Source organism: Vibrio clamense (assembly GCF_050337905.1).
GTDB lineage: Bacteria > Pseudomonadota > Gammaproteobacteria > Enterobacterales > Vibrionaceae > Vibrio > Vibrio cortegadensis.
The window spans coordinates 101192-127239 of sequence record NZ_JAKJTJ010000028.1 but is presented as its reverse complement, the minus strand read 5'-3'; the positions used below and the strand labels follow the sequence as shown (position 1 = coordinate 127239).

Sequence of the window (26048 nt, the reverse complement as noted above, 5' to 3'; positions counted from 1 at the left end):
TTCTTTAGTTACGTATTTCTAGAACGTAGCGATTCTTCCCTTCTTGCTTCGCTTGATACATCAACTTATCAGCAGCATCGATATTAATTACCTTCGGCGCACAAGAATAGAAAGCACAACCAACGCTGATACTAATGTTGAGGTTTTCATTCTCAACCTCGATCGGCATATGAAAAACGTTGCGACACAAAGCGTCAGCGACTATTTCAGCATCACTGCACGCAATCCCCCTCAGGTATAAGGCAAACTCCTCTCCTCCGATTCTCGCAAATAACGTACCTTCAGGTAATCCGCTACCGCTCCGTCTTGCAACTTCTTTTATCACCTCATCACCGCACATATGGCCATAAGAATCATTAATCACTTTAAAGTTATCAATATCGAAAACCATCACCACAGCACTTTGACCCATATTTTCGATTTGCTCTAACTGTTGCATAAAATATCTGCGGTTACTGATTCCTGTTAGTGAATCTGTATATGTCATCCTTAACAAGTTCTCATTCGCGGATTCCAATTCGGCTGTCCTAGCCCTTACTGTTTTTCGAAGTTGCACAATATAAACACTCGACATCACGATGATAAACACCGCAATACCTGGAAAAAGATAAGGAGGATAAACGGTTTCTATATGCATCCAATGATTTAATATTTGCTCTTTTGTTTCAATGCCTAATAAGCCATATGAGTTGTTTATCGATTCGAGTAACTCAAGATTTCCTTCGGCAACCGCAGGACGAAGTTGAACTGAATGTATGTGCATCACGGGTGCATATTTTGAAGGCATGCTGGCGGTATGTGTGTAGAAACTTGCCACCTGAAGATCGGTGATAAATGCATCGACCTCTTCGTCAAAAGCTGCGTACATCAAATCTCTGTTTGTAGCAAATTCGACTAATTTAAGCTGTGGAAATTGTTGGGATACGTAATAGCCATAAAAGCCATCCCGTACAACGCCGACACCTCTACCGCCTCCGTTTTCAAGAAAAGCATCAACGCCTTGCTTCAATAAGCTTTGCTTAAGAAAGATTTGACTGTTAACCGTTAAAAACTCATCGCCATAATCAAGGAATTTGTCCCTTGGTTCAGACCAAGCAAGGCCGCCATGAATATCCACCTCTCCATTTTTGACCAGCTCGATAGATCGACTCCAATCAGTCAAAACGAACTCTACTCGACGTCCTGTTTTATTTGAATAGGCTTTCCAAAAATCAATAAGAATACCTTTTGGTTCTCCGTTAGAGTCTAAATATGAAAATGGTTTCCAAGCTTTAGAGTTACTGACAGTAAGGGGAGGTAAATCCGATTGTGAAGGCTCATGCGCATAGATTGCGGATGAAAACGAAAAGAATATGCCTGAAATAGCCCAAAAGATGAATCGGCATGTCGTGTTATTCATAATATTATTGATGCCTTGTCATTTAACAGTACGGATTATTGTTTATTGTTTTGCACATCAGATGGTTATTTTCCATAACATCACTGAAAATATCCAAGTCGCCATTTATTTTCCGGCTAAATATACTCTCATTAGACAAATTCTGATATTGAAAGTCAAAAATTAGACATGGGCATCATTCTACTCCTCGTTTTAACACTTTAGCTCTGTTACATTTGCGCCATTGTTATCCAGCTCATAAATGACCATGCCCTCCCAATATCGAATCAATAAAATCGTGGAGATTGGCGACACACTTCACCGCAGTGGTTGTGCCTCTTATAAGGTAGAAAAATACACTCAGCATTATGCGAAAAAACATGGTGTTGATGTAATGATACAAGCGACACCTACAACGATTAATTACCAGTTTCCAGATGACAATAATGCCGTGGTTCTCAAACGACTAAAGCCTGCATCTATCAATTTGAGTTTGTTAGCAAATACGATCATTCGGATCAATACACCAAGTAACGAGCCGCTTCCTGAACCCACAGGCTATCCTAAATGGATTATTGCACTTGCTAACATGGGGATCCCCCCTGCTTATTTACTTCTAATAGGTAGCACGATGGAAGCCGTAGCTTTTTCTATCGTACTGGGCTTCTTAGTATGGCTTTGCCAGCAAATATGCCACTCCAGAAGAGCTATTGCAGCTGAGTTTATTGCCGCGCTAGTGACGGGGATTTTTGTCGCCTTTTTGGCAAGTACAGGCTTACCCATTCCCATTTGGGCTTTATGTATTGCGTCTGTTGTATTGTTTGTTCCCGGTCTTTCAATCGCCAATGCTTTAGAGTGTCTAGCTTTTAATGATTTAGTATCTGGCACCAGCTTGCTCGGACAGTGCGCGCTTTCCTTGATTAAATTGTTTGTTGGTATCGTCATGGGGCTAAACATTGGCGAAGCAATATGGGGACAAGCCGTATCAATCTCTTATACCAATGCGGTTCCAACTTGGTTGCACGTCTTAGGATTGCCGATTATTTCGATATGTATTGGCATTATTTTTAATGCGAGAACCAAAGATATTGTTCTTGGACTCCCAGTGGCCGTGCTAGGAATGTGGGGGCCATTCTATTTAGGGTTTGATAGCGGTTGGATTGTCGGAACTTGGGTTACAACAGTATTGATCACCCTATATGGCACTTGGATTGCTAAAAAAATGGACCTCACTGGTTCTATTTATATCGTTCAAGGCATTATCATACTTGTCCCTGGTAGCCGAGTTTTGGTGAGCGCAAGTCAATCTGTATTTGAGCAGTCTATCCTGCCAATTCCAAGTATCGGACTCTCTGCACTGTTTATGTTCTCTGCCATTGTTGCCGGACAAATCACAGCTTACTCTATATATTCACCAAAAATAGAACGGTAGCCGCAGCCAAAAACACCTTTTTATTTTATAGACACGATCAAATAAGTAATTACAGTCGATCAACTTCAATAAAAAAGCCCTATTCGAAAATAACATTACGCTACTTTTGAATAGGGCTCTTTGCCACTATGTTTAGCCTTCCTGACAAAACTGCCTTTCCCTTTTTTGGCTTTCACAACTCTTACAGTAAACAATTTACTCGTTACGATTGCTTTTAATGCATTGTCTTTCACAACACCTCGCTGATGTTCAACCTCAAGATTTGAAGGGTCTATCACCGCTTGCTGCCTGTTATATAATTCCGCTCTTTTTTTCTTTTTCAAAATGAACCTCCATCGGTCATATTTCGGTTCGAATTTTGCTTAAAAAAGACGCAAGTGTCAAACTCAAAATTTCAACTCGATATAATAAAAACTTTGGCTTGTCACAAAACAGTCATTCCATTGCAACATTGAGATAAGTAGATGAATCTAAACGAGACAAAGAGCAAGTAACGATAAAAAACTCGACTCAAAACCAGACTATTTCGTTGACTTAGAGGTAAATTGATTTAGACTTTGACACGGCTAGAAAGAAAGTTTTTTGTTTATATACATTTCGTTGGATTACTTGTAACTCAACCTCCGTGTTATACGCAATAGCAGCTACTTTTCCACGCTATCGGCGCCATAATCGGCCAAACACATAAATATATTTAGGATTTAACTATGTCTAACACAGTTACTGGTACAGTAAAATGGTTCAACGAAACTAAAGGCTTCGGCTTCATTCAACAAGAAAACGGCCCAGACGTTTTCGCTCACTTCTCTGCAATCACTGGCGACGGTTTCAAAACGCTAATCGAAGGTCAGAAAGTTGAGTTCACTGTATCTCAAGGTCAAAAAGGCCCTCAAGCTGACAGCATTAAAGTACTTTAATTCGTACTCTAATTATTCTAAATAGCTGGCTATATGCTGGCTATTTTTTTGCCCGCTAAACACTGATTTCATGTACTATCCCCTTCTATTCTCTCATTAAGACAAACACATGGCGCTAAAACCGACGATTTACAAATTCCGCGTATCACTCACCGATATGAACCGTGACTATTACGACTCGCTCAACATGACCATAGCTCAGCATCCATCTGAAAATGATGAGCGAATGATGGCTCGAGTTCTCGCATTTTGTCTCAATGCATCTCCTGATCTACAGTTTACTAAAGGATTATCAAGCGTTGAGGAGCCTGATTTATGGGAGAAAACACTCGACGGCCAAACCGCCGTATGGATTGACGTAGGCGAACCCGATCCTGAACGCATCAAGAAATCAACTCGCCAAGCCAAAGCAGTAAAAATCTATAGCTTTAATACAAAATCTAATGTTTGGTGGGAACAGAACAAAGGCAAGATTTCACAATATGATGCTAATGTTACTCGTTTTGACAATGCTGGTATCGTTGATATGGCAAAAATGATTGAACGTACATTAGACATTTCCGTCATGCTTTCTGGAAATTCAGCATTTATTAACAGTGATAAAGGCGCGGCCGAAGTAACATGGGAAGATCTTCAAGATAATGAGTAGCCTACTCTCTGAACTGGATAATGCTGGAGCACTAAACGTCAGCAACATATCTGCACAAAAAAAAGAGTTGCAGCTACTTTGTGAAGCCAATGAGTCTCTCTTTACAAAAGTTTGTGAGAGGAAACCTGAAACTTCACCCCTTCAGCATGCCCTTGGTGTCTTAACGAAAGCTCAAATTGAAGCGACTTCACGCCTTCAAACTCAATCTTCTGCCAGTTCTGCAATGCTTGAAGCAATTAGCAGTACTGTGGGCTCTGAGCATCTTCAAAAGTTTTCGTCAAAAGAAGGGCAAGAATTATTGCTCATCACTCACCTTTGGATCTATCTACTCGGAAGGCTAAATATGGATTTTAGCTATGCGAATGATCATGCATTGCAAACTTCAAATCTTCTTAGCCCACTCGTATATAAACCAATTGAAGGGCTAAGGTGCCAGTTTATGGAGACGTTCTATCAAGGTTTACAGCAACATAAGCATTACAACCCAAGTAGAAGCGTTTTTCATTCAATTAAGTCCTTCGTCAGTCGTATATATAATGGCAACAGAAGTGATTAAATATGCATTATAATATTGTTTGCATATATAACGAACTGTAGAAAAATCAGCTCACATTCTTTTTTAATTAAAGCGCAAGTTCGACGATCTCTTTACTTATATCAGTAAGTGTTAATATTAAAAATAGAATTACATTGGTGTATCTTATTTAATTAGGCTGCAAGATTACTGTTAGCCTAATTTCATTCCAACATAGTCCGCCTCAGTGCGAACTCTGTGTATCATTTACTGATACAAGCAGGCTTACAGATTCAAACACCAACCAAAAGCCCCATAACAGTTCAAAACCCCAACAATTAACAGAAAAGCAGCCGAAAACTTCAACGTTGACGAGAAACTTCCGCAGAAGTCAAACTATTGCACTATTTAATGGTTTCACTATATAAGCTCGATGATGCAGTCTGGTGATACTTTATAAATATGGTTTTGTTGCATGAATAAGCTCGACTATTATTCACAGTCATTAATAAAAGCAACAATAAATCAACTTCGCAACGCATGAAGCGTAAGCGAGTAGGAAGATCTACACAGGGAACGGGCAATCATGAGATTCAATATACTCTGTTGCGTTATTGCATCTGCTTTAACCTCAGCAGTCCTTCATGCCGAAGAATCACAAATACCAGAGCAGACAAAAGAACAAGAACAAACTTGGGAGCTGTCTGTGGGTCTTGATTACAGCAAGAATGGTTACAAAGATAGCCACCACCTTGCTGATCGTAACCTATCTGCAAATGCGTCCATCATCTATAACTATAATCCAGATATTTCTTTTACAGCTAATTTCTCTGGATACCACAGTTATGATGGTGCGCGCGGTGATTATTGGGATGATATTTGGTTAACTGTAAATAAGAATAACTTATGGAACCCAACCGATTATTTAGCAATGTCTGTTGGTTCTCGTATTCTTATTCCAGTTTCTGACTTATCAAAAAACACCGATCTACAAACAGCAATCCGGGGCAATATTAAATTTACATTTGCCTTAGATAATATTTTAGATGGACTTCAAATAAGCGATGCCGTTCGTTTACGAAAGAACTTTCATAAATATACAACTGTAGGAAGTTTACCATTAGAGGAATATCGATTGAGCAATGCTTTATCAATTGATTACTCGGTAAATGATTGGTTCTTCAATGTCAATTTTGTTAGCTCAACTTCTTGGAGTTACCGAGGCACATCCTATTCGCCAAAGTTAACTCATGCAGAAGAGATCGGCTATCAATTCACGGATAACTTTAGTTCCGCTCTTGGTATGACTAATAGCGCAACTTATTACGATCCGGATAGAGGACCAAGCCCACTCAACACGTTGTTTGATCTAAAAAACCCAACCTATTACGTCACATTAAATTATAACTATTAACCATATACAGGGAATTAATATGTTTAAGAAACTGGCCATCGCATCTATGGTGAGCATCGCTCTCTATGGTTGTGGCGCAGAAGAGCGTAGCTATGAAGCAGTGCCTCGCGCTCAAGAGCAAATCACAACACAATCACTCGATACTGAAGCCCTTTGGCTCTACATGCCTTCTACTGGCGCGACTCCGCGTTATGCGACCAGCCAAAGAGGATTTTTCCAAGGTACTCCTAAGCTTGTTAAACTTCGTTTTGACAAAACCAACGGTATCATTGCCGAAGAGGTTGATCGCGATACCATTCGCGAAGGTGTGGACTCTCGCTACACGAACGTTATCAACCAAGCACCTGTACTAAAAATTCCAGGTACATTTGAACAATATCGTTGTGCTGAAAATAATTTCGATGAGTGTACTAACAAAGAAGAGCTGAACGAAGATGCCGACACTGATTGGAAAAAGGCGTCTCACTTCACACCTGATTACGCCAATATCAAATCTCTCGCGGTAGACGTTGTGGATGCGGCGTACACCTCAACAGATGTCGAAGAGACTGCCGATCCACAGCTTACTCATTGGGAGTATGATCCTGAAACGGGCGTAATCAATGTTGAAGTTGAACGGACTTTCACTGCAGGTGCTGATGACATCTACGAATTTGGTAACCAGCTAGAAAACCTTTCATTCAAAACTCGCTTTTTCTATTCCCTTGTGAAGCTAGATACTCTTTCAAGTAAAGACTACAAAACCGTTCAATACCCTGGACGTGATTCACTACGCTATGGCTTTTTTAATGACGAAAAAGTTGAACGTTCAGCAACAGGTGAAAACAATTTACAAGGTCAAAAATTCCGCCTGTTAAACCGTTTTAACCCAAATAAGGAGATTGAGTACTATCTAAGTGATAGCTACTTTGAAAACGGCAGCGAAGTGTTCCGTCAAACGACCATTGAAACGATCCATGAAATCAATACAGTACTTAAAGACACCGGCGTTCCAACAATTAAAATCGTGAACGAAAACGAACCCGCGGGTATCCATACAGGTGATCTTCGTTACAATGTTTTCAACCTGATTACAGACCCTGTTGATAGCGGCTTATTAGGTTATGGGCCTTCTGCGACTAACCCATTAACCGGTGAAATTGTCCATGCTCATGTCAATCAGTATGCAGGCGTGATCCGTGCATCTTCTCGTAGAATGTGGAATCAGTTAACCATGCACTACAACCGTGGTGAAATTGACCGACCTGATGCTTTCATTCCAGTTCCACCTGCAACTGATGCTCCTGTCGACGCAAGTTCAACCATCAGCACTGGCTTTGCTGGTATTGAAGATAGCTTAGTCGCAAAACAAACGACGGCCCTAACGACTGCACTTCCTATTGCAGTAGAGAGCGAACCGAAATTTTCCAATGGCCGCACACAATGGCTAACACCCAACCAGCAGCCAGCGGCGAGTTTTAGCAAAAACATTGCAAAACATCAGTTTAACTTAGAAAAAATGGCTGAACAAAACATGTACTCAGAAGAGTTCATGTGGGTTAGTACTAAGTCTAAAGGCTTAATTAAAGGCATCGACTACCTTGAAGGCGGCTACTTCGATAACTCAGGTTTAGAGCCTAGTGATGCTGATTATGCCAATAAAGTTAATACTAAACTGAAGAAGTGGAGCCAACTCTCTTCTGATCAACAAGAAATTGTGACAAATCAAATTTCAAAACATATGTACAAATCAACCCTTGTACATGAACTTGGTCATAACTTAGGTCTACGCCACAACTTCATGGGTTCAGTGGATAAAGAGAACTTCTATCAAGAGGATGAAGTGGCGGCCTTTGGCTATGACAAAGTTCCAGCACACAGCTCAGTGATGGATTATGGTGCATCCATTTTTGATGAACTCCCAACCTACGGAAAATACGATATTGCCGCTCTTAGGTTCGGCTATGGGCGTGAGCTCGCTTATTCAACCAAAGAGCAAGTCACCGATCCGGATACTGGTGCGGTCTCTGAGGTAAGAGTGACTAAATATGGCAGCCTAGATGCCATTGATACCGAGTTAGAAAAAGATGAGCATGCCTATCTGCTTGGTTCTGTTCAGCAGTTTAAAGAGAACTTAACCACGGCAGACGCCAATGCCGTAATGAAAACATTTGATTTCTGTACTGATGAAAACGTGAGAAGCACAACCACTTGTAACCGCTTCGATGAAGGTTCAAACATTCTTGAGCAAACAGAATTCCGCATTCAGAAATACTGGGACAGCTATGATCTCGTCAACAAACGTGATGGTCGAGAGCAGTTTTATGAATACGAAATCCAACGCTACGCTTACTCTCGATGGTATGAGTTCAACCAAATCCGTTCTGTTGTAGATGAATTAGGTGATATCGATTACCAACTGTCGAAACTCAGCGGCTCAGAAGACAGTTATGGTAAGAGCGTTGCTAACTACTATACCGACAACTGTACTCGCAGCTACATTCGCCGAAACCTTCCGGAAGGTGCGAAAATGGTTTGTGACACATTTGATGCGTCACTGCTAGCAGCAGACTTTTTAGTTAAAGTAATGAGCACACCAGATAAAGTCTGTGAAATCAATGTATCAACGAACTCAGGTGTTATTAGCCGCTTCGTACCACTATCCGATTTATGGAGCTCTTATGGCCCAAGTATTCCGGATAAAACGACGCTACCTGAATCATGTTTCGATGAAGATCTCGTCAATATCATGAAATCTAGCCGCGATAATATAGATGTCTTATCTGAAACTCGAGATGGTCGCCCATACGCGAACATGCGGGCAAATAACCCATACAACAACTCTTCAACTGCTGTTGATCAGTTCGGTATTTGGGCAGACAAACTCGTCGCAGCACAGATGCTTGTTAAACGTAGTGATTATAGTCGTGCTCGTGATAAGTCGAATATCGCTCTACTCGATGTTTCAAGCATCCAAAGTGGCACTCAAGGCACACCACAAAAAATCAAAACATACTTAGGTTACTTAGGCTACGGTATGGATTCTTTCCCAGACCCAATCTTCGTGAACAAGGACGGCGAAAGAGCAACAACGGTAACGCCTTACCGACCTGACATTAAACGTGCAGTCGATGTGGCTCCGTATCTATACAATTTGAAATCGTTCTTCCAGCTTTCAGATAATACGGTTACTCCTCTATTCTCGGCACTCTTAAACAACTTCGTCGCATTTGGAGATGCAGAAGAGTACGGTCTAGCGGATAGTTCACAAGATCTTCTTGATGATATTTCCCTAACGGATCCTGGCTCTTCTGTTGATAGCGTCGGCAGTGTTGAGTTCAGCCTAAAAACTCGAAACTATGTCGTGACACGTCGTAACGGTTTAGCTAAGAACATGGCTGAAAAAGCCCTTCTAATTAATGGCAAACAGGATGATTTAATTAAACTTGATGACACTAATTACTCAACGAAAAGGAACCTTAAAGCCAATGGTGTGAGAACGCTTAACGATTTCACACTCGTTATGCTAAGAGATCCAGCGGCAGTGCAACTATTGAAAGATGCCTCTTACTTTGAATCTTTATTCAGAGCGTCAGGGTTCCCTGTTCGAGTTCCGGCGAAGTTCACGGAAGATAAAGATAATAAGTGTTTTACCGTGACAGAGACACCAACACGCTGTAACAGTAAAGACAACCTTCATGCCGCATGGAAATCTCTCCAAGCTAATGAAGATGATGACGCGTATTTACCAGCGCTGCTCGACTGGGCAACCCAATACACGACCATTGTTGAAAATGAAATACAGAGAGCACCAGAAACCTCAGAGCTTTACGATATTGACCCTGAGACAATCTGGTTATGGCAATCAAGAGATTACATTCAGTACCGTTACGCACTAGAACAACTGCCTGTTCTATAAGTAGTTAACCAACTGTAATGTGACAAAGACTGGTTCGATTTGAGCCAGTCTTCTCTTCGTTCCGTACGATAAGAATTCAATAAAGGAGTTTGAATTGTTAGCCTATTTTAGCCGGCGATTGCTTTTAATTATTCCGACCTTCATCGGGGTTACCTTGCTCGTTTTTGCACTCACGCGATTTGTTCCCGGTGGGCCGGTAGAGCGTATGATTTCCCAAATGCAGAGCCAATCGATTGATGGAGGCAGCTCTGGACAGCAAGGCTCGCAATCCTTATCAGAAGAACAAATAGCCGAACTGAATGCATTCTATGGTTTAGACAAACCCATTTTAGAAGCGTATCACGAGTGGTTACTCAAGCTCGTTCAATTTGATCTCGGAGAATCGACACGCTATTACGAGCCTGTATGGGATATGATCAAAGAGCGACTTCCTGTCTCCATGTTTTATGGATTCTGGACATTTGTGATCAGCTACCTTGTCTCGATTCCCCTTGGAATTCTTAAAGCCATCAAACACGGCTCTAAATTCGACAATGTCAGTTCCGTCATGGTATTTCTTGGCTACGCGCTGCCTAATTATGTCGTTGGCGTTTTCTTAATATCCTTCTTCGCTTTCCATTTAGGTTGGTTCCCGATGGGAGGATTTGTCAGTGATGAATTTGATGAATTAGAATCGATGCAACAAATCGCTGATGTTTTCTCACACGCTTTCCTCCCTCTGATCTGCTATATCATCGGTGACTTCGCAATTTTAACCATGACAATGAAGAACAACTTACTCGAAAATTTAGCCGCTGATTACGTAAAAACAGCGATCGCAAAAGGCTTACCTTTTAGCAAAGCCGTAAGAAGACATGCACTTCGCAACAGCTTAATCCCTATAGCGAGCCATCTTGGTAATGTTGTTTCTGTATTTGTCGCAGGCTCATTTCTCATTGAGGTTGTTTTCAACATTGATGGTATCGGCTTACTTGGGTACGAATCGATCGTTGAACGAGACTACCCTGTTGTAATGGGCATTCTTACCATTTCATCTCTACTGCTTATGTTTGGCAATATTCTTTCAGACTTATGTGTGGCGGCAGTAGACCCAAGAGTGAAATTTGGACGTTAATGTATGCAAATTGATCCGCTAACAAAGAAAAAAATAAAACGATTTCGTTCAATAAAACGCAGTTATTACTCATTTATCATTTTAACTGCCTTGGTACTTTTATCTTCAATCGCTGAGGTTTTTGTCAATAATAAAGCCTTAATGGTCTCTTATGATGGCGAGTGGTATTTCCCAACCTACAGCCGAGTCGTAAGCGGTAAAACCTTAGGTCAAGATTATGATTACGAAGCTAATTACCGAGAACTGCAGTCTATTTTTGAAACAGAAGACGAAGGCAATTGGGTGCTTTTACCCATTATCCCTTGGGATCCTTATGAGCAAGATTTTGATGGCGTCAACTACCCACCGACAGCACCATCATTAGCAGACAAGCACTATTTCGGCACCGATCAATCTGGCCGAGATGTATTAGCTCGCCTTATCTATGGTTTTAGAATCGCCATTTGGTTCGCAATGCTCACACTTACCATCTCTTACACGATAGGTGTCCTTGTCGGTTCATTGATGGGGTATATGGGAGGGCGATTTGACTTGATCATGCAGCGCATTATCGAAGTCTGGTCTATGGTTCCATTCTTGTATGTCATTATGATTATGGTTTCAATCATTAAACCGAGCTTTTTCCTATTTGTTCTCATCAACGTTCTTTTCGGTTGGATAAGTATCACTTGGTATATGAGAACGATGACTTATAAAGAAAAGGCGCGAGAGTACGTCACCGCAGCAAGAGCTCAGGGAGCGGGAATGCTACGGGTGATCGTTAAACACATTTTGCCAAACACAATGGTGATGATTGTAACGCTGGCCCCTTTTGGCATCGTCGCCAATATCACAACATTGACAGCATTAGATTACTTAGGCTTAGGGCTCATGCCACCGACACCAAGTTGGGGCGATCTCCTTCAGCAAGGAAAATCAAACCTTGATGCGTACTGGATCATCAGTTCAGTGGTGTTTGCCATTGTTTCAGTTTTAACTATGGTGACATTTATCGGTGAAGGTGTTCGCGAGGCATTCGATCCAAAGAAATACACTCGGTACATTTAATCATGCTATGAGCGCAAGGCTGCGCTCTTATTCAAATAGCCTTGGAGCTAAAATGAACAAAATATCAACGACACTATTGCTGGTTTTCAGCTTTTTATATCAAAGTTTTGCCATCGCCCAAAATCTGCCGACGGACCTCAACTGGATCACAAATAACGATCAACCTCTCTTTGCTGATGACAATGCGAAACAAGGTGGGACTTACCGCCTTCATCTATCGAGTTTTCCACTTACTATGCGCACCGTTGGCCCAGACTCTAATGGTAGTTTCCGTGCTTTTATTATGGATGGAAACCCATCACTCCTTCAAAAGCATCCCAACACGCGCCAATACATTCCAGCACTCGCAAAACAATGGGCATTTGGTCAAGATCAAAAAACCATCTACTTCAAACTCGATGAGTCCGCGCGGTGGACAGATGGAAAGCCAGTCACCAGCGAAGACTTCCGCTTTGTTTTCGATTATATGAGAAGTGATAATACAAGAGCGCCTTGGTACAAGGACTATTACACAAACAAAGTTGCCAGTATTACCATTTTTGATAAGACCACATTCGCACTTCACTCTGCCGATGCTTTAGCCAGTGATGAGCTGCTGATGCGTTTAAATATTTTGCCTAAACCTGCTCACTTTTATCCAAAGGGGATCACTAAAGATTTTGTTAAGCGCTACAACTGGAAAGCAGAACCCGTTACTGGCCCGTACAAAGTGTCCAAGATTAAGAAAGGTAAGTACGTTAAGTTATCGAAAGTTGATAACTGGTGGGGATATGGAAACAAATATTACCAACACCGTTACAACGTCGACAATATTCTTCTTAAGGTGATTCGAGATTCCGATATTTCAATCAAATATTTTGAGAAAGGAGAACTTGACGCGTATTACATGGTGTTCCCATCCATTTGGCATGACAAGGCAAAAGGTGAACTTTATGAACGTGGCTTTATTGAAAAAGAGTGGTTTTTCAACGAATCACCACAAGGTGCAGCGGGCGTTTGGCTTAACCTTGCGGCCGATAAAATGAATGACAACAATCTTCGACGAGGCATTGCTCACTCACTCAACGTTCCTAAAATGATCGAGATTGCGCTTCGTGGAGACTATAGCCACCAGCAAGGGTTCGGCTCTGGCTTTGGGGAATACGATAATAAACAAATTAAAGCAAAAGCTTTCGATGTCGATCTTGCAGATAAGTACTTCGATATGGCGGGCTATTCATCTCTAGACAAAGATGGAATCCGTATTAACGACAAAGGTGAACGCCTCAGTATTACTCTGACATACTTGTCAAAAATGCACTCCCCTCGCGTTATTGTCCTTAAGGAAGAAGCTCGAAAAGCCGGTTTAGAAATTGAACTCAAATTAGTGGACGGTGCGACAGGGTTTAAGTCTCTGTTAGAGAAGAAACATCAAGCCGCCTTCTTAGGAATGGGTGCGCCACAACTTCCGGTTTATTGGCAATATTTCCATTCAAGCAATGCTAAAACCCAAACCAATAACTTCACCAATTACGCCACCCCTGAGATGGATAAATTAATTGAAGCATATGATTCTGAGTTCGATGTAAAAGAAAAAGCCGCTCTTTCGCGTCTTATCCAGCAGAAAATAGCGGATTGTGATTGTGTCATACCAACCTACTCTGTCCCGTTTTCAAGAGCAGCACATTGGCGTTACGTCAAACTTCCAAAATCAATTGGTACGGCTCTATCTCGCGATATTCTTGATGCTAAAAGTATGGAATATGGACTTTTCTGGATTGATTTAGAAGAGAAAAAAGCAACGAAAAAAGCGCTTAAATCGGGACAGTCGTTCCCACCAGTGACTCGTATCGAAAATCGTTTCGCCAACCAATAACGGACTGTATTAGCAATATGAATAACGATTGTATTTTATCGGTAAGAGATCTGGAAACGACGTTCGCAACCGATGACGGAGAAGTAAAAGTACTTGATGGTATTTCCTTTGATATTACAAGAGGAAAAACCATTGGTATTGTCGGCGAATCGGGTTGCGGAAAGAGCGTGACGGCGGCATCGATCATGGGACTTCTGCCTCACCCTTACGGAAAAGTCACATCTGGTCAAATTGAGTACAAAGGTACTGACTTAGTCAAAATGTTACCGGAAGCTCTGTATAAAACCCGTGGCAATGAGATCTCAATGATCTTTCAAGACCCAATGACCGCATTAAATCCAGTACATACGATTGGCAAGCAACTGTGCGAAGCCTATGAACTTCACCGCCCTGACCTTTCAGCCTCTGAGCAAAAATCTGCCGCGATTGATATGCTGAAACGAGTCGGGATCCCTGCGGCTGAAGAGCGCATTAATGTTTATCCGCATGAACTATCTGGTGGGATGCGTCAACGAGTCATGATAGCCATGGCCCTTGCCTGCGAGCCTGAAATACTGATTGCCGATGAACCGACAACCGCTCTCGATGTCACAGTCCAGGCTCAAATTCTTGACCTTATGGCAAAAATGCAAGAACAGAGCAACATGGCGATCATCCTTATTACCCACGATATGGGCGTCGTAGCCGAAAGTTGTGATGAAGTTGTCGTCATGTATGCTGGGCATGTGGTGGAGAAGGCTGACGTATTCACTCTATTTGAATCACCGAAGCACCCCTATACACAAGGTCTCTTACAGTCCATCCCAAGAATAGACGGTACCCCAAAATCCATTTTAGGCACTATTCCAGGTTCAGTACCGAGTTTAAGTGATATGCCTTCTGGCTGTCGATTTAGAAACCGCTGCCAATACCAAACATCACGTTGTGCTGAATCAGTGCCAACTCTCACACCAGTCAGTGACGAGCATGCTGTCAGCTGTTTTCTCATTTCGGAGGATAAATAGTGGCTAAAACTATTTTGGAAGTCTTGAATTTAAAGCAGCATTACGCGCTTCGAGGCGGGTTATTCACAAAAACTCAGTACGTATATGCGGTTGATGGTGTTTCTTTTGCTGTTAAAGCAGGAGAAACCCTTGGATTAGTTGGTGAATCTGGTTGTGGGAAAAGCTCTCTCGGCCGATCTTTACTTAAACTACACGAACCAACTTCTGGTCAAATAATCTATCGCGGTCAGGATATAACACACTTCACTCAGAAACAGATGGTGTCACTTCGTAAAGAAATGCAGATCATTTTCCAGGACCCAATGGAAAGCTTAAATAGCCGTCATACAGTGGGGAGTATTTTAGAGGAACCATTCGAAATACATAACATTGGTAACAAACAAGAACGGAAACAAAAGGTACGAGACCTATTGGTTAAAGTCGGGTTACCTGAATCCGCAGAGAGTCGCTACCCTCATGAGTTTTCAGGTGGTCAAAGGCAAAGGATCGGTATTGCAAGAGCCATCGCTCTCAACCCAAAATTAATTATTTGCGATGAAGCCGTATCTGCACTTGATGTTTCTGTTCAATCTCAAATTATTAACTTGTTATTAGAACTACAAAAAACCATGAATCTAGCGTTGGTATTCATCGCACATGATCTTTCTGTTGTTCGTCATATTTCGGATAATATTGCTGTGATGTACTTAGGAAAGGTGGTCGAAATGAGCGATACACAATCACTCTTTGCTAACCCACAACACCCTTATACACGCGCTTTGATTTCAGCGATTCCACTTCCAGACCCGAAATTAAGGGGAAAGAGAGAGCTTTTAAAAGGCGATGTCCCCTCTCCGATCTCACCACCAGAAGGTTGCCACTTTGCGTCAAGATGCCGATTTTCAACACCTGAATGTCTGGAGCACTACCCTGATCTCAAAGTGAGATCTTCTAATCATAGTGTTGCTTGTCATTTGGAAGTCGAAAGAATAGCGGTATAACAGAAGAACAACACGTATACAGGGGAAGCCGCATGTTTGTTTTCTCTGTGTACGATGCGCGAACTCTAAAAAAACGCAGTTAACCTTCTAATTTAGCTATCTCATCTTTGATCTGTTTTAGAAATGTATTTGGTAGTGGCTGAATGCCTTCTGAAAAGTTCAATGTTTCATGAGGGGCGACACACAACAATACATTGCGCATTTCACCATCTTGCTCTTCCTTCATATTCTCAGAATGATACTTTAGCACTTCTTGAGTAAGAAGCTTGTTCAACGCTTCAATCTGAGGCTCTTTCAAATTCATCCGAGAAAAACCAACACGAACACAGTTAGGGCTTTCCAACGCCTGAGATTTTAGAATGGTTTTATACTTCGCACTCAATTTGGAGTCGTTAGAAAAGCGATAGTAAAATGGGCCATTTAATTGAATCTTATTTTCATCGGTTAGCTTCACCAAACCCAGCATTTCAAGTGCACGAGAGTAAGCATAGGTTGAAGCCACATCTAGCCCATGTTTCTCTTTCATATAATCATGGCTATCGCGATGCCTTATGTGTCTCAGCTCTCGATAAAAGTCATATAAGTGTGGGAATTTATAGAAAACTTCATCTTGCGTATGATTAAAAAAACTTTCGTTATCATGCTGCAATTTAACGGCAATTTTCTGCAATTCATCAAGTGTCGTGTCCGTTTCACGACAGTAATCCAACAAGCGATCCAGAGTGATGTTGGGGCTGTATAAGTGACGTTTAAATGTTGAAAGTGGTACCCCAACGCGATCGGCAAGATCACGGTAAGTTCGCCCTTTCGCTTTAATTACACTTCTTAACGCCGCTAATAAATACTCTGAATTTGCCGTCCGCATCCTGCTGAACTCCTACGTCATTGTTCGATGAATCATAGTATTTGTATATAAGTTATAACTTTTAGCAACCTATTTCTTATAAAATGCTGCCACACGGTTATTAATCGCTCGTATTAAGAAGGAAGGAGATGGTCAAGAGAGTTTACTAATCAATAATTTATTATCGGTTAATACTACAGAGTGTATGCTGTAACTCTTCAATCGCCCCCAAAGGTTTTAGTGTGGGCCAGTCACATCCATTCACTTGCGGTATCTACAGCTGAATGCAAAGTAGAAATAAAGAGTCGCCAATTAAGGTGAGTCACACGACTTAACTTTTCATGTGACTCAATTTATTCATTATTGGTTTATCAATAAGGCGTTAGACTCAATCCATATTTACAAGTTTGCATGAGGCCCAAACACTTCATAATGCACTCGGTCACGTGGAACATTTAACTCATCAAGCTGCTTAACAACAAAATCCATAAATGGTACAGGGCCGCAGACATAGAAATCACCATTATCCAACGGCAATTCACTCGTAATCGAGTCAAGATTCATCTCACCAAAATGTTGGTGACTCGCGGCTATTTTCTCATTACTACAGCGGTACCATGTCTTTTGATTCCAACCATTGATTGAAATCAGATCATTCACGTCTTCGATAAAGGAATGCTGTTCTTGAGTCTCACAAGCATGTAAATATGTCACTTGTTTATCTTCAACGCCAGATAAGCTCTGCAGCATGGCTTGCATTGGCGTCACGCCTACACCGGCAGAAATCAAAACTACTGGCTTTTCACGTTCCACATAATAAAAATCACCAGCCGGAGCATAAAGCTTTACACTATCTCCGACTTCAACGTTATCGTGTAAATGATTGGATACTAATCCAACATTGTCAGTGTTAACACCTTCACGCTTAACCGAAATACGGTAGGTCTTTCCGTTCGGTTTTTGTGATAGTGAATATTGGCGTATTTCCTTGTAATCACCGTTTTCAGGTTTCACTTCAATACCAATATATTGACCAGGGTGAAAATCCAACACTGTGTTGTTATCTTTGGGCTCAAATACAAAACTGGTCACGAGCTGTGATTCCATCGTTTTATCTTTCACAATAAACTCACGGGCAGCAGACCAACCGCCAATCGCTTGTTTTCGCTGAAGGTATAGCTCCCCTTCTCTATCAATAAAGATTTGTGCCAAAAATAGGTATGCAGCTGTCCATGCCTCTTCGACTTCTTGCGTGAATGCCTCAGTCGCTAGCTCTCGCAATGTTTCAATTAAGTGATGGCCTACTATTTGATAGTGCTCAGGCTGAATATTGAAACTCGTGTGCTTCTGCGCGATTCTTTCTACCGCAGACGTTAATGCCGCTAGGTTATCGATATTTTTTGCGTATGCCGCAATCGCTTCAAACAGAGCGACGCCTTGACGGCCTGTTTTTTGGTGAGTCATATTAAAAATATCTTTCAACTCAGGGTTGTGAGAAAACATGCGCTGATAGAAATGTTGCGTTAATGCAGGTCCTGCGTTTTCAAGCAGTGGAATGGTACTCTTAATAATATTGATATGTTGTTCATTAAGCATGAAATGCTCCATCTTTGGGGTATATGGCTTCGCCACACCGAACTTCACCTGTTGAGCAAGTGAAAGTTAGAATTAAAACAAGCCCAAAACGGTTACATTGTTCAATGTGAACTCGATTTGAGGCGGACTTTAGATTTAGTGTTAGTGAACACTTAACGGTGAATTTTCTTCACTCTGTTATTAACGAAGAATCATTATCACTTCGTTATCCCCTCATTGCATTTTCAGTGCCAATAGCAAAAAACCTTTATCTACTTGTGTTTAGCCGCCAAATTTAAGAAAAACAAGTCAAGATGACCGCTTTCATTTGAGTCGAAATGACTCTACTATAACAAAATGTCTTTTTGAGAATGATTAACATGCAAGATATTACAGCATCCACGCTGATGGAAATGACCATAGGTTTAGCAAGCGGCTTAAATGATCAAGATAGGTTTAACAAGCTTATCGATGCTATACGCAAAACAATTCATTGTGACTGTGTTGCTCTCCTTTCATTACAAGGTGATTACCTCGTCCCATTGGCCATGCAGGGCCTCAGCAGAGACACATTGGGCCGCCATTTTGCCATCAGCGAACACCCTCGCTTTAATGAAATATGCGAATCAAAAACACCGATCATTTTTGATTCAGACAGCCCACTTCCCGATCCATTTGATGGTCTTCTTATTGATCATGAAGGCGATCTTCCCATGCATGCGTGTATGGGACTGCCGCTTATCTTCAGTGATAAACTGCTTGGCGTTTTGACTCTCGATAGCCTCACCCCTGATGTTTTTAATGCTATCCCTGCGCGCAGTCTAGAAGTCCTTTCTGCCATTGCCGCTTCAACTGTAAAAATGGCCTTCACTTTCTCCCAACTTGAAACACAAGCAAAGCAATCTCGTCAGCTTCTAGAAGAGCTTAACGAAGAAGCATGGGAAAGAGATGGCGGTGAAATGATTGGCCACAGTTCAAGTATGATGGCGTTGAAAAATGATATCGAAGTCGTCGCGCCTTCCCATTTCAATATCTTGATCCATGGTGAAACGGGAGTCGGAAAAGAGCTTGTTGCAAGAACCCTTCATCACCAGTCACAAAGAAAACGCAAACCTCTGGTTTATGTAAACTGCGCAGCTTTGCCAGAAAATTTAGTAGAAAGTGAATTGTTCGGCCATGTCCGTGGCGCATTTACTGGGGCTGACAAAAATCGCCAAGGAAAATTTGCATTAGCTGATGGCGGGACTCTTTTCCTCGATGAAATAGGTGAACTGCCCCTTGCTGCACAGAGCAAACTTCTGCGGGCATTACAAAATAACGAAATCCAACCGGTTGGCCAAGATAACATCCAAACGATTGATGTCCGTGTGCTTGCCGCCACCAATCGAGATCTCAAGAAAGAGGTCGAACAAGGCCGATTTAGAGCGGACTTATACCACCGCTTAAGTGTCTACCCTATTGCCACCCCCCCGCTTCGTGAGCGCGATGGTGATATTACCCTTTTAGCTGGTTTCTTTTTAGAGCAAGCGAGACGAAAACTTGGAATTGCGCAGATCAAATTTGGCCCCGCAGTACTGCCTCATCTTATGAGTTATTCATGGCCCGGAAACGTGCGTGAACTTGAACACGTCATAAACCGAGCGGCTTTAAAAGCTAAAGCGAGGCACTATAACAAGAAAGTAACGGTCATTAATGCCGATGATTGCGGTCACTTTGATGAAGTCATGACCAAACCGACGCATGTTGATAGCTCACCCACTCAGCCGGAAGTAGACTTATCACAAGGATTGAGAGAGGTGACAGATGAGTTTCAGCGTCACATTATCATCGCAGCTTTAGAGCAAGCCAATTACAACTGGGCACAGGCAGCAAGGCAATTACAAACCGATCGAGCCAACCTCACCCGACTCGCAAAACGTTTGGGGCTTAATCTATCTAAAACGCACAAGATAGAACGTTTATAGATCATGATGCTGAAACATATATAAATAGTTTTGTTGATAAAGTAAGACTGGTACAATGTTGCCAAATTGTATGCAATATGTATTTAAACTAGGTAAAGGTAATTATGAAGTTTATCCGTTGGTTTCTAGGCAGAATTATTCTGGTACTCAATTTCGTTTTCACACCAAAAGGAATGAAGCGAGATCCAGAAGCTCAAAAACAACTTGATGCCAAAGCTCAAGGGTTATCACTGTACCAATTTGAAGCTTGCCCTTTTTGTGTAAAAGTTCGTCGTGCAATGAAACGTCAATCTATCAATATTGACCTTCGTGATGCAAAGAATGATGATGCGCATAAGCAAGCGTTGTTAGAGGGTGGTGGTCGCGTAAAAGTGCCTTGTCTTCGTATTGAAAGTAATGGGGAAACTCAATGGATGTATGAATCTTCAGACATCATTGCTTACCTTGAAAAAGAGTTTGCTTAAGTCGTAGAGTTCGTGCATCGGCAGACAGTAAAGCATTCAATCGAAACACTCATTAACCACTCAGTAAAAAGCCCCTAGACTGACGTTTAGGGGCTTTTTGAATTCTTTGGCTTTTTTGGATATTTTTTAGGGGGAAAAGTGGATCAGCCTTGCTAATTCGCAACGATCAGCATCAATTCAACTCTTCGATTACACGCTTTGCCCACTTTAGATTGGTTTGAGCACGCTGGTACATATTCACCATAGCCACGGGTATAAATTGAATTCATGGCGACTTTTTGCTTCATCAAAGACAACTTCACCTGCTTAGCTCGCGACTCTGAAAGCCCATCGTTTAATCTATTGCTCCCAGTATTGTCAGCATGTCCATCAATAACAATATCAATTCCTGGTTGACGCGCTAAATAGCTTCCCAACTCATTTAGCCACTGCTCTGAGTAACTTGAAACCGTTGCAGAACCCGATTCAAACTGAATACGGTTTTTTAGTCGAACCATCACGTAGTTACCAGGAAGGACTTCGTAATCAATACCACGAGTCGCTAAGAAGCTCTCTAATGAACTGTAGGCCGATGGACGCTGTTGACCTTGTGGGCCACCTACTGTGTGTTTCTTTTTCGTAGGCGAAACCACTCCCCGATCAGGGTATAGCAACTCTCCATCGTGTTGAGGCGCAGTATCCAGTAATCCACCATACATGGTTGGCATGCTACTGCATCCTGATAAGAGAATACCTAAAAAGACAGCTATGTATTTCATAATGCACCACATTCCAATTCAGCTCTATGAATGACTTACTTATATATCGACCACAGCGGTAAAACTTTAAGCATTTTTTTGCTACTTAGTTCGTTTTTATCACGTTTCTAAACCGATCGAATCAAACGTTCTTAGATGACAAAATAGGCCGTCATTTGCAACAAGTTACAAAAAAACCAGTATCGATCTAATGACTTAGTAGGTAAAATCCAAGCATCATATTTTTTAAAAAGAATCCTATGTTTAAATTAATCTCAAGATTGTCAGCACTTGTTCTTGCTAGCTTCTTATTACTTGGCTGCTCAGAAAACAGTGTTCCTCAAGAAGGTTCTCAATTTCAAAGACTTCCAAATGATGTTAGCAGCTATGATGTCGCCCCTTTAACTGAAGTCTTCTCACTTTCTTGCGGTCACTGCCGTAAAATGGAAAACTTTATACCTAAGATAGAATCTTTGACTTCTCAAAAAGTTGATAAGCTACATGTTACTTTTAATGAGAATGCTCAAATTGCAGCAATGATCTACTACACCGCCGTAATGCAATTAGACGCTACACCTGATCACGCATTTATGGATGAACTCTTTGCAGCCGTACAAATGGGTGAAGGTTCGACAAATACAGAGCGTCAAGCCGCTATTGAGAAAGCATTTCAAACTCGTGATCTTGTGAGCCCTTATCAACTGAATAAAGAGCAACAGGCCACGCTATTTACTTACTTAGAAAAAGCTCAACACGTATCGGTTGCTGGCGAAATCAATTCTGTACCAACTTTTATTGTTAAAGGAAAGTACCAAGTATTGACCGCTGGACATGACAACATTGAAGCTATCGCTCACACCATCTCTTACCTTCTGACTCAACCATAATAGTTAAGGACATCATTATGACTAAGTTTGTATTCCCAATTATCATTTTCCTACTTGCTGGATTCTTTATTTATCGCACATGGAATAATCACAAAGCTGCTGATATCAACTTTCAAATTGGCCAAGATTTCTTGGTAGAAAATGGAAAGAAAGAAGGGGTAATCACAACGGAAAGTGGCCTGCAATACCAAGTGTTACAAGAAGGTACTGGAACTGAGCACCCAACAGCTAAAAGCCGCGTGAAAGTGCATTATCATGGCACCCTAATGGATGGTACTGTCTTTGATAGCTCTGTAGAACGAAATGAGCCAATCGCATTTGGTCTTAATCAAGTCATTAAAGGCTGGACAGAGGGTGTGCAGTATATGGTTGAAGGTGAAAAGATTCGCCTGTTTGTACCAAGCACCTTAGGCTACGGAAAAAGTGGTTCTGGCCCAATTCCGCCAGCAACGGTACTTATCTTCGATATTGAACTGCTTGAGATTCAATAATCAGCACGAGCTTAGTTCAATAGCAAAATACAAATGGCCCTAATTCAGGGCCATTTGTATATTTAATAAGCTCTATTGTGCCTGACGTTGATCGAATCAAAACCCCCAATCTGATGACGAAATATCACCAGATGCCAAATCGATAATTAATTCACGTAGCCATTTGTGGCTAGGATCATTATCAAAATGTCGATGCCATAACAGCGAATAACCGCCCGGTTCTAATTTAATCGGTAGAGGTTTTGCCACCAGATTATTATTTTTAACGAGCATCTTCACAGCAGACGCCGGATAGCACATCAAAAGATCACTCTGTTCACACAAAGCAAGGGCGCTTTGAAGATCAGACACATTCACCGCACTATCTAGCTTCTTGCGTTCAAGATCGAGCACCTCTTTAAGCAGCCATCCACTGACACCACCGATAGTCACTTCTAAATGCCTATATTTCAAAAACGTTTCTATATTCCACTCTTCATTTAGTGCAGGATGCCCCTTTCGCATCAAACAAACAGAATAGTCACGAGCAAGTTCAACATAGCGAAGTTCATCTGGAATCGTCATGTAGTGAGATTTTGCGCGCTCATCCCACTCGTAAATTCCAATGGCAAAATCAATTTCGCACCTCAATAAGCGATGTAAACTCTCGTCACTCCAAGTTCGGCTATTAATGCTGATCCCTGGGGCTTGCTTAAGAAGACTCGGCATAAAACGGGAATAGGTTGCGGCATAAGCACTTTCAACTAAATCAAAATTGAAAGTTCGCTGGCTTTTTTCAGGTTCAAACTCAGTTGGAATAGCAAGCTGATCAATACGACGTAAAATTTCATGAATACTGGGTTGCAGTGCTAATGCTTTCGGTGTGGGATGCAAACCTTTAGCAACCCGCTCAAACAGGGGATCATTAAAGGTTTCTCTTAGCTTTGCTAACTGCTTACTAACCGCAGACTGACTAAGGTACAGTCGTGTAGCGGCAGCGGTTACACTTCGCTCTTCTAGTAGTACCGCTAATACTCGTAATAAATTCACATCAAAGTTCTTCACTAGAAAGCACATCCTATTCGTAATTTCATTGTTGATTGTATAAAGAAATTTCTATTTTTCAATCTCTTATATCCATATAGAACAATGTTACATTCAACACTCGAACAAATTATTGAGCGTAATGGTCGAACTCGTTAACCATTCCATTTCACCGCATGCTTTTTTTGAGCGGCCTATGCTTCTTCATGCTAGAATGCCGCCAATTTCGGCGATAACTGTAGACAAGCAGTGCTTATTGTTAAACGATAATTTAACAATAAGCACTCACCGCAGTTAAACGTCTATTTATTGAATCACCATTTATTGAGACTCACAATGCCATTCTCCAAACTTGGATTAAGCGATCCGATTTTAAAAGCAGTAGCTGAACTAGGCTATGAAACCCCAACGCCAATTCAAGAAAAAGCGATACCAACGGTACTAACAGGAAAAAACCTGATTGCAGCAGCCCAAACGGGTACGGGTAAGACGGCGAGCTTTGTATTGCCATTACTTGAAATGCTAAGTAACCGTGGACCTGTAAGAGCAAAACGCATTCGAGCGCTTATTCTTACCCCAACTCGCGAATTAGCGATTCAGATTAGCAAAAATATCGAAGAGTACGGTAAATACTTAGATATTAAATCGATGGCGATGTATGGCGGAGTGGACTACGCACCTCAGAAACAGTGTCTTATCGAAGGTGTCGATATTCTGGTTTCAACACCAGGCCGTTTGATCGACCTTTATGGTCAGCGCGCGGTTCATTTTGATGAAGTGGAAACTCTGGTTCTTGATGAAGCAGATCGCATGTTGGATATGGGTTTTATTGAAGATATCAATAAAATCATCGCTCGTTTACCACAAGATATCCAAAATTTACTGTTCTCAGCTACCTTATCGAATCCTGTAAGAGATCTTGCTAAATCGGCTATTAATGATGCTGAAGAGATTTCTATTGCTAAGCATAGCGCTTCAAAATCCAACATCAGTCAATGGCTAGTCGCGGTAGACAAAGATAAGAAATCAGCACTTCTCAGCCATTTAATTACCGATGGTGAATGGGACCAAGCTCTTATCTTTATCGAGACTAAGCATGGAGCAGCCAAACTTGTCAGCCAACTTGAAAAGCGTGGGATTAAAGCAGAAGCGATTCATAGTGGCCGAAGCCAACAAGTGCGAGCGCAAGTTTTAGAGCAATTCAAAGCGGGCAAAGTGAAGTTCCTTGTTGCGACCGGCGTGGCTGCTCGTGGTATCGACATTGATAACCTCAGCCGAGTGGTAAACTATGATCTTCCTTATCCGGCTGATGACTACATCCACCGTATTGGCCGAACGGGTCGTGCAAGTGCTGTAGGTGAAGCGATCTCTTTAGTTTCCAGAGATAACTTCAAGAATCTTTGTATGATTGAAAGTCGTTTAGGGCATTTAATCACTCGTAAAGAAATTGAAGGGTTTGTCCCAAGCAAAGAGCTACCAATTTCAATATTAAATTATGTTCCCAAGCATAAGCGTAATACAGAGAATAATGATTCGGCACCTAAACCAAATAAGCGTCGACGTTAAACCTAGTTGGGCAGATAATACGTCTGCCCTTCTTTTTTTTGAAGCACATGAATTACCATCAATATCCTCCTAAAACTTCTAGCAACACGCCTCTCACTCTTAATAATGCCTAGTTTTTTATAAATTATTTATTCCCTATAAAACAGTGACTTATGTTTAAGCTAAATAAACTAACATAATAAAAAATATAACTAAAAGTATAACGGATTGTTTTATCTACTTAATTTATTAAACACCTGAATACACCTTCATTTTATTTCCAACTACTAATTTGACGAAACGACTTCGCAGTTCT

At 41.4% G+C, this 26048-nt stretch carries 22 protein-coding genes; 16 read left to right on the top strand and 6 right to left on the bottom strand.

All coding sequences use genetic code 11. From position 1 onward, the window contains the following. Positions 1 to 4: 4 nt before the first annotated feature. On the bottom strand, positions 5 to 1399 hold the full coding sequence (locus L4C39_RS16270; RefSeq protein ID WP_429746931.1) for a transporter substrate-binding domain-containing diguanylate cyclase: 1395 nt from the start codon (positions 1397 to 1399) through the stop codon (positions 5 to 7). A gap of 247 nt (positions 1400 to 1646) precedes the next feature. Here L4C39_RS16270 and L4C39_RS16265 point away from each other — a divergent pair, with 247 nt between their 5' ends. Further along, positions 1647 to 2810: a threonine/serine exporter family protein gene (locus tag L4C39_RS16265; protein WP_029203281.1), complete on the top strand. Its 1164-nt coding sequence runs from the start codon at positions 1647 to 1649 to the stop codon at positions 2808 to 2810. Between the two features lie 95 nt (positions 2811 to 2905). On the opposite strand, the gene L4C39_RS16260 is transcribed toward L4C39_RS16265, so the two are convergent. Further along, complete coding sequence (locus L4C39_RS16260) at positions 2906 to 3133, bottom strand: alternative ribosome-rescue factor A (protein WP_017051845.1); 228 nt, start codon at positions 3131 to 3133, stop codon at positions 2906 to 2908. Positions 3134 to 3517: 384 nt separating this feature from the next. Between L4C39_RS16260 and L4C39_RS16255 the strand changes: the two genes are divergently transcribed. From L4C39_RS16255 to L4C39_RS16210, 10 genes are all read left to right on the top strand, one after another. After that, positions 3518 to 3727: a cold-shock protein gene (locus L4C39_RS16255; RefSeq protein WP_017051846.1), complete on the top strand. Its 210-nt coding sequence runs from the start codon at positions 3518 to 3520 to the stop codon at positions 3725 to 3727. Between the two features lie 109 nt (positions 3728 to 3836). Continuing rightward, positions 3837 to 4376: a YaeQ family protein gene (locus L4C39_RS16250; protein ID WP_171757412.1), complete on the top strand. Its 540-nt coding sequence runs from the start codon at positions 3837 to 3839 to the stop codon at positions 4374 to 4376. After that, complete coding sequence (locus L4C39_RS16245; RefSeq protein WP_136995698.1) at positions 4369 to 4932, top strand: hypothetical protein; 564 nt, start codon at positions 4369 to 4371, stop codon at positions 4930 to 4932. Before L4C39_RS16250 ends, L4C39_RS16245 begins: the two co-directional genes overlap by 8 nt. Positions 4933 to 5476: 544 nt before the next feature. Further along, positions 5477 to 6304 (top strand): hypothetical protein, encoded by an 828-nt coding sequence (locus tag L4C39_RS16240; RefSeq protein ID WP_017051849.1) that lies wholly within the window; start codon positions 5477 to 5479, stop codon positions 6302 to 6304. A 19-nt stretch (positions 6305 to 6323) separates the two neighbouring features. Further along, positions 6324 to 10202: a zinc-dependent metalloprotease gene (locus L4C39_RS16235; protein ID WP_429746928.1), complete on the top strand. Its 3879-nt coding sequence runs from the start codon at positions 6324 to 6326 to the stop codon at positions 10200 to 10202. A gap of 94 nt (positions 10203 to 10296) precedes the next feature. Further along, positions 10297 to 11316 (top strand): ABC transporter permease subunit, encoded by a 1020-nt coding sequence (locus L4C39_RS16230; RefSeq protein WP_029203283.1) that lies wholly within the window; start codon positions 10297 to 10299, stop codon positions 11314 to 11316. 3 nt (positions 11317 to 11319) lie between these two features. Further along, positions 11320 to 12363 carry an ABC transporter permease gene (locus tag L4C39_RS16225; protein WP_113799673.1) on the top strand — a complete coding sequence of 348 codons (1044 nt, stop codon included), beginning with the start codon at positions 11320 to 11322 and terminating at the stop codon, positions 12361 to 12363. A 52-nt stretch (positions 12364 to 12415) separates the two neighbouring features. Further along, positions 12416 to 14218, top strand: a complete 1803-nt coding sequence (locus L4C39_RS16220) for an extracellular solute-binding protein (protein WP_429746925.1) — start codon at positions 12416 to 12418, stop codon at positions 14216 to 14218. Positions 14219 to 14235: 17 nt separating this feature from the next. After that, positions 14236 to 15222, top strand: a complete 987-nt coding sequence (locus L4C39_RS16215) for an ABC transporter ATP-binding protein (RefSeq protein ID WP_429746923.1) — start codon at positions 14236 to 14238, stop codon at positions 15220 to 15222. Continuing rightward, complete coding sequence (locus L4C39_RS16210; protein ID WP_429746921.1) at positions 15222 to 16202, top strand: ABC transporter ATP-binding protein; 981 nt, start codon at positions 15222 to 15224, stop codon at positions 16200 to 16202. Before L4C39_RS16215 ends, L4C39_RS16210 begins: the two co-directional genes overlap by 1 nt. A gap of 79 nt (positions 16203 to 16281) precedes the next feature. On the opposite strand, the gene L4C39_RS16205 is transcribed toward L4C39_RS16210, so the two are convergent. Continuing rightward, positions 16282 to 17067 (bottom strand): helix-turn-helix domain-containing protein, encoded by a 786-nt coding sequence (locus tag L4C39_RS16205; protein WP_113799681.1) that lies wholly within the window; start codon positions 17065 to 17067, stop codon positions 16282 to 16284. A 378-nt stretch (positions 17068 to 17445) separates the two neighbouring features. Further along, entirely contained in the window at positions 17446 to 18642 is a 1197-nt protein-coding gene (gene hmpA / locus L4C39_RS16200; RefSeq protein WP_429746918.1) for an NO-inducible flavohemoprotein, read from the bottom strand. A 359-nt stretch (positions 18643 to 19001) separates the two neighbouring features. On the opposite strand from hmpA, the gene norR reads away from it, so the two are divergent. Together norR and L4C39_RS16190 are read left to right on the top strand one after the other, a co-directional pair. Continuing rightward, positions 19002 to 20585, top strand: a complete 1584-nt coding sequence (gene norR, locus L4C39_RS16195) for a nitric oxide reductase transcriptional regulator NorR (protein WP_429746916.1) — start codon at positions 19002 to 19004, stop codon at positions 20583 to 20585. Positions 20586 to 20689: 104 nt separating this feature from the next. Beyond that, positions 20690 to 21049 (top strand): glutaredoxin family protein, encoded by a 360-nt coding sequence (locus tag L4C39_RS16190; protein ID WP_136995704.1) that lies wholly within the window; start codon positions 20690 to 20692, stop codon positions 21047 to 21049. Between the two features lie 152 nt (positions 21050 to 21201). Here L4C39_RS16190 and L4C39_RS16185 read toward each other — a convergent pair whose 3' ends face one another. Next, positions 21202 to 21807 carry an OmpA family protein gene (locus tag L4C39_RS16185; protein WP_429746914.1) on the bottom strand — a complete coding sequence of 202 codons (606 nt, stop codon included), beginning with the start codon at positions 21805 to 21807 and terminating at the stop codon, positions 21202 to 21204. 239 nt (positions 21808 to 22046) lie between these two features. On the opposite strand from L4C39_RS16185, the gene L4C39_RS16180 reads away from it, so the two are divergent. Both L4C39_RS16180 and bamJ read left to right on the top strand, forming a co-directional pair. After that, positions 22047 to 22673 carry a thioredoxin domain-containing protein gene (locus tag L4C39_RS16180; RefSeq protein WP_429746912.1) on the top strand — a complete coding sequence of 209 codons (627 nt, stop codon included), beginning with the start codon at positions 22047 to 22049 and terminating at the stop codon, positions 22671 to 22673. Positions 22674 to 22690: 17 nt separating this feature from the next. Next, the gene (gene bamJ, locus L4C39_RS16175) at positions 22691 to 23164 is read left to right on the top strand and encodes a BamJ family beta-barrel-assembly machinery protein (RefSeq protein ID WP_113797924.1); all 474 of its coding nucleotides are present in this window, start codon (positions 22691 to 22693) and stop codon (positions 23162 to 23164) included. Between the two features lie 96 nt (positions 23165 to 23260). Here bamJ and L4C39_RS16170 read toward each other — a convergent pair whose 3' ends face one another. Beyond that, positions 23261 to 24208 (bottom strand): LysR family transcriptional regulator, encoded by a 948-nt coding sequence (locus L4C39_RS16170; protein ID WP_429746910.1) that lies wholly within the window; start codon positions 24206 to 24208, stop codon positions 23261 to 23263. Between the two features lie 315 nt (positions 24209 to 24523). Here L4C39_RS16170 and L4C39_RS16165 point away from each other — a divergent pair, with 315 nt between their 5' ends. After that, positions 24524 to 25753, top strand: a complete 1230-nt coding sequence (locus L4C39_RS16165) for a DEAD/DEAH box helicase (RefSeq protein WP_429746908.1) — start codon at positions 24524 to 24526, stop codon at positions 25751 to 25753. Positions 25754 to 26048: the final 295 nt, after the last annotated feature.

Bases quoted from the DNA above. Each gene is read 5' to 3' on its own strand.
- L4C39_RS16245 (WP_136995698.1), top strand. From the start codon at position 4,369: ATGAGTAGCCTACTCTCTGAACTGGATAATGCTGGAGCACTAAACGTC.
- L4C39_RS16235 (WP_429746928.1), top strand. From the start codon at position 6,324: ATGTTTAAGAAACTGGCCATCGCATCTATGGTGAGCATCGCTCTCTAT.
- L4C39_RS16265 (WP_029203281.1), top strand. From the start codon at position 1,647: ATGCCCTCCCAATATCGAATCAATAAAATCGTGGAGATTGGCGACACA.
- L4C39_RS16270 (WP_429746931.1), bottom strand. From the start codon at position 1,399: ATGAATAACACGACATGCCGATTCATCTTTTGGGCTATTTCAGGCATA.
- norR (WP_429746916.1), top strand. From the start codon at position 19,002: ATGCAAGATATTACAGCATCCACGCTGATGGAAATGACCATAGGTTTA.
- L4C39_RS16255 (WP_017051846.1), top strand. From the start codon at position 3,518: ATGTCTAACACAGTTACTGGTACAGTAAAATGGTTCAACGAAACTAAA.
- L4C39_RS16250 (WP_171757412.1), top strand. From the start codon at position 3,837: ATGGCGCTAAAACCGACGATTTACAAATTCCGCGTATCACTCACCGAT.
- L4C39_RS16205 (WP_113799681.1), bottom strand. From the start codon at position 17,067: ATGCGGACGGCAAATTCAGAGTATTTATTAGCGGCGTTAAGAAGTGTA.
- bamJ (WP_113797924.1), top strand. From the start codon at position 22,691: ATGACTAAGTTTGTATTCCCAATTATCATTTTCCTACTTGCTGGATTC.
- L4C39_RS16165 (WP_429746908.1), top strand. From the start codon at position 24,524: ATGCCATTCTCCAAACTTGGATTAAGCGATCCGATTTTAAAAGCAGTA.
- L4C39_RS16220 (WP_429746925.1), top strand. From the start codon at position 12,416: ATGAACAAAATATCAACGACACTATTGCTGGTTTTCAGCTTTTTATAT.
- L4C39_RS16240 (WP_017051849.1), top strand. From the start codon at position 5,477: ATGAGATTCAATATACTCTGTTGCGTTATTGCATCTGCTTTAACCTCA.
- hmpA (WP_429746918.1), bottom strand. From the start codon at position 18,642: ATGCTTAATGAACAACATATCAATATTATTAAGAGTACCATTCCACTG.
- L4C39_RS16180 (WP_429746912.1), top strand. From the start codon at position 22,047: ATGTTTAAATTAATCTCAAGATTGTCAGCACTTGTTCTTGCTAGCTTC.
- L4C39_RS16190 (WP_136995704.1), top strand. From the start codon at position 20,690: ATGAAGTTTATCCGTTGGTTTCTAGGCAGAATTATTCTGGTACTCAAT.
- L4C39_RS16225 (WP_113799673.1), top strand. From the start codon at position 11,320: ATGCAAATTGATCCGCTAACAAAGAAAAAAATAAAACGATTTCGTTCA.
- L4C39_RS16215 (WP_429746923.1), top strand. From the start codon at position 14,236: ATGAATAACGATTGTATTTTATCGGTAAGAGATCTGGAAACGACGTTC.
- L4C39_RS16185 (WP_429746914.1), bottom strand. From the start codon at position 21,807: ATGAAATACATAGCTGTCTTTTTAGGTATTCTCTTATCAGGATGCAGT.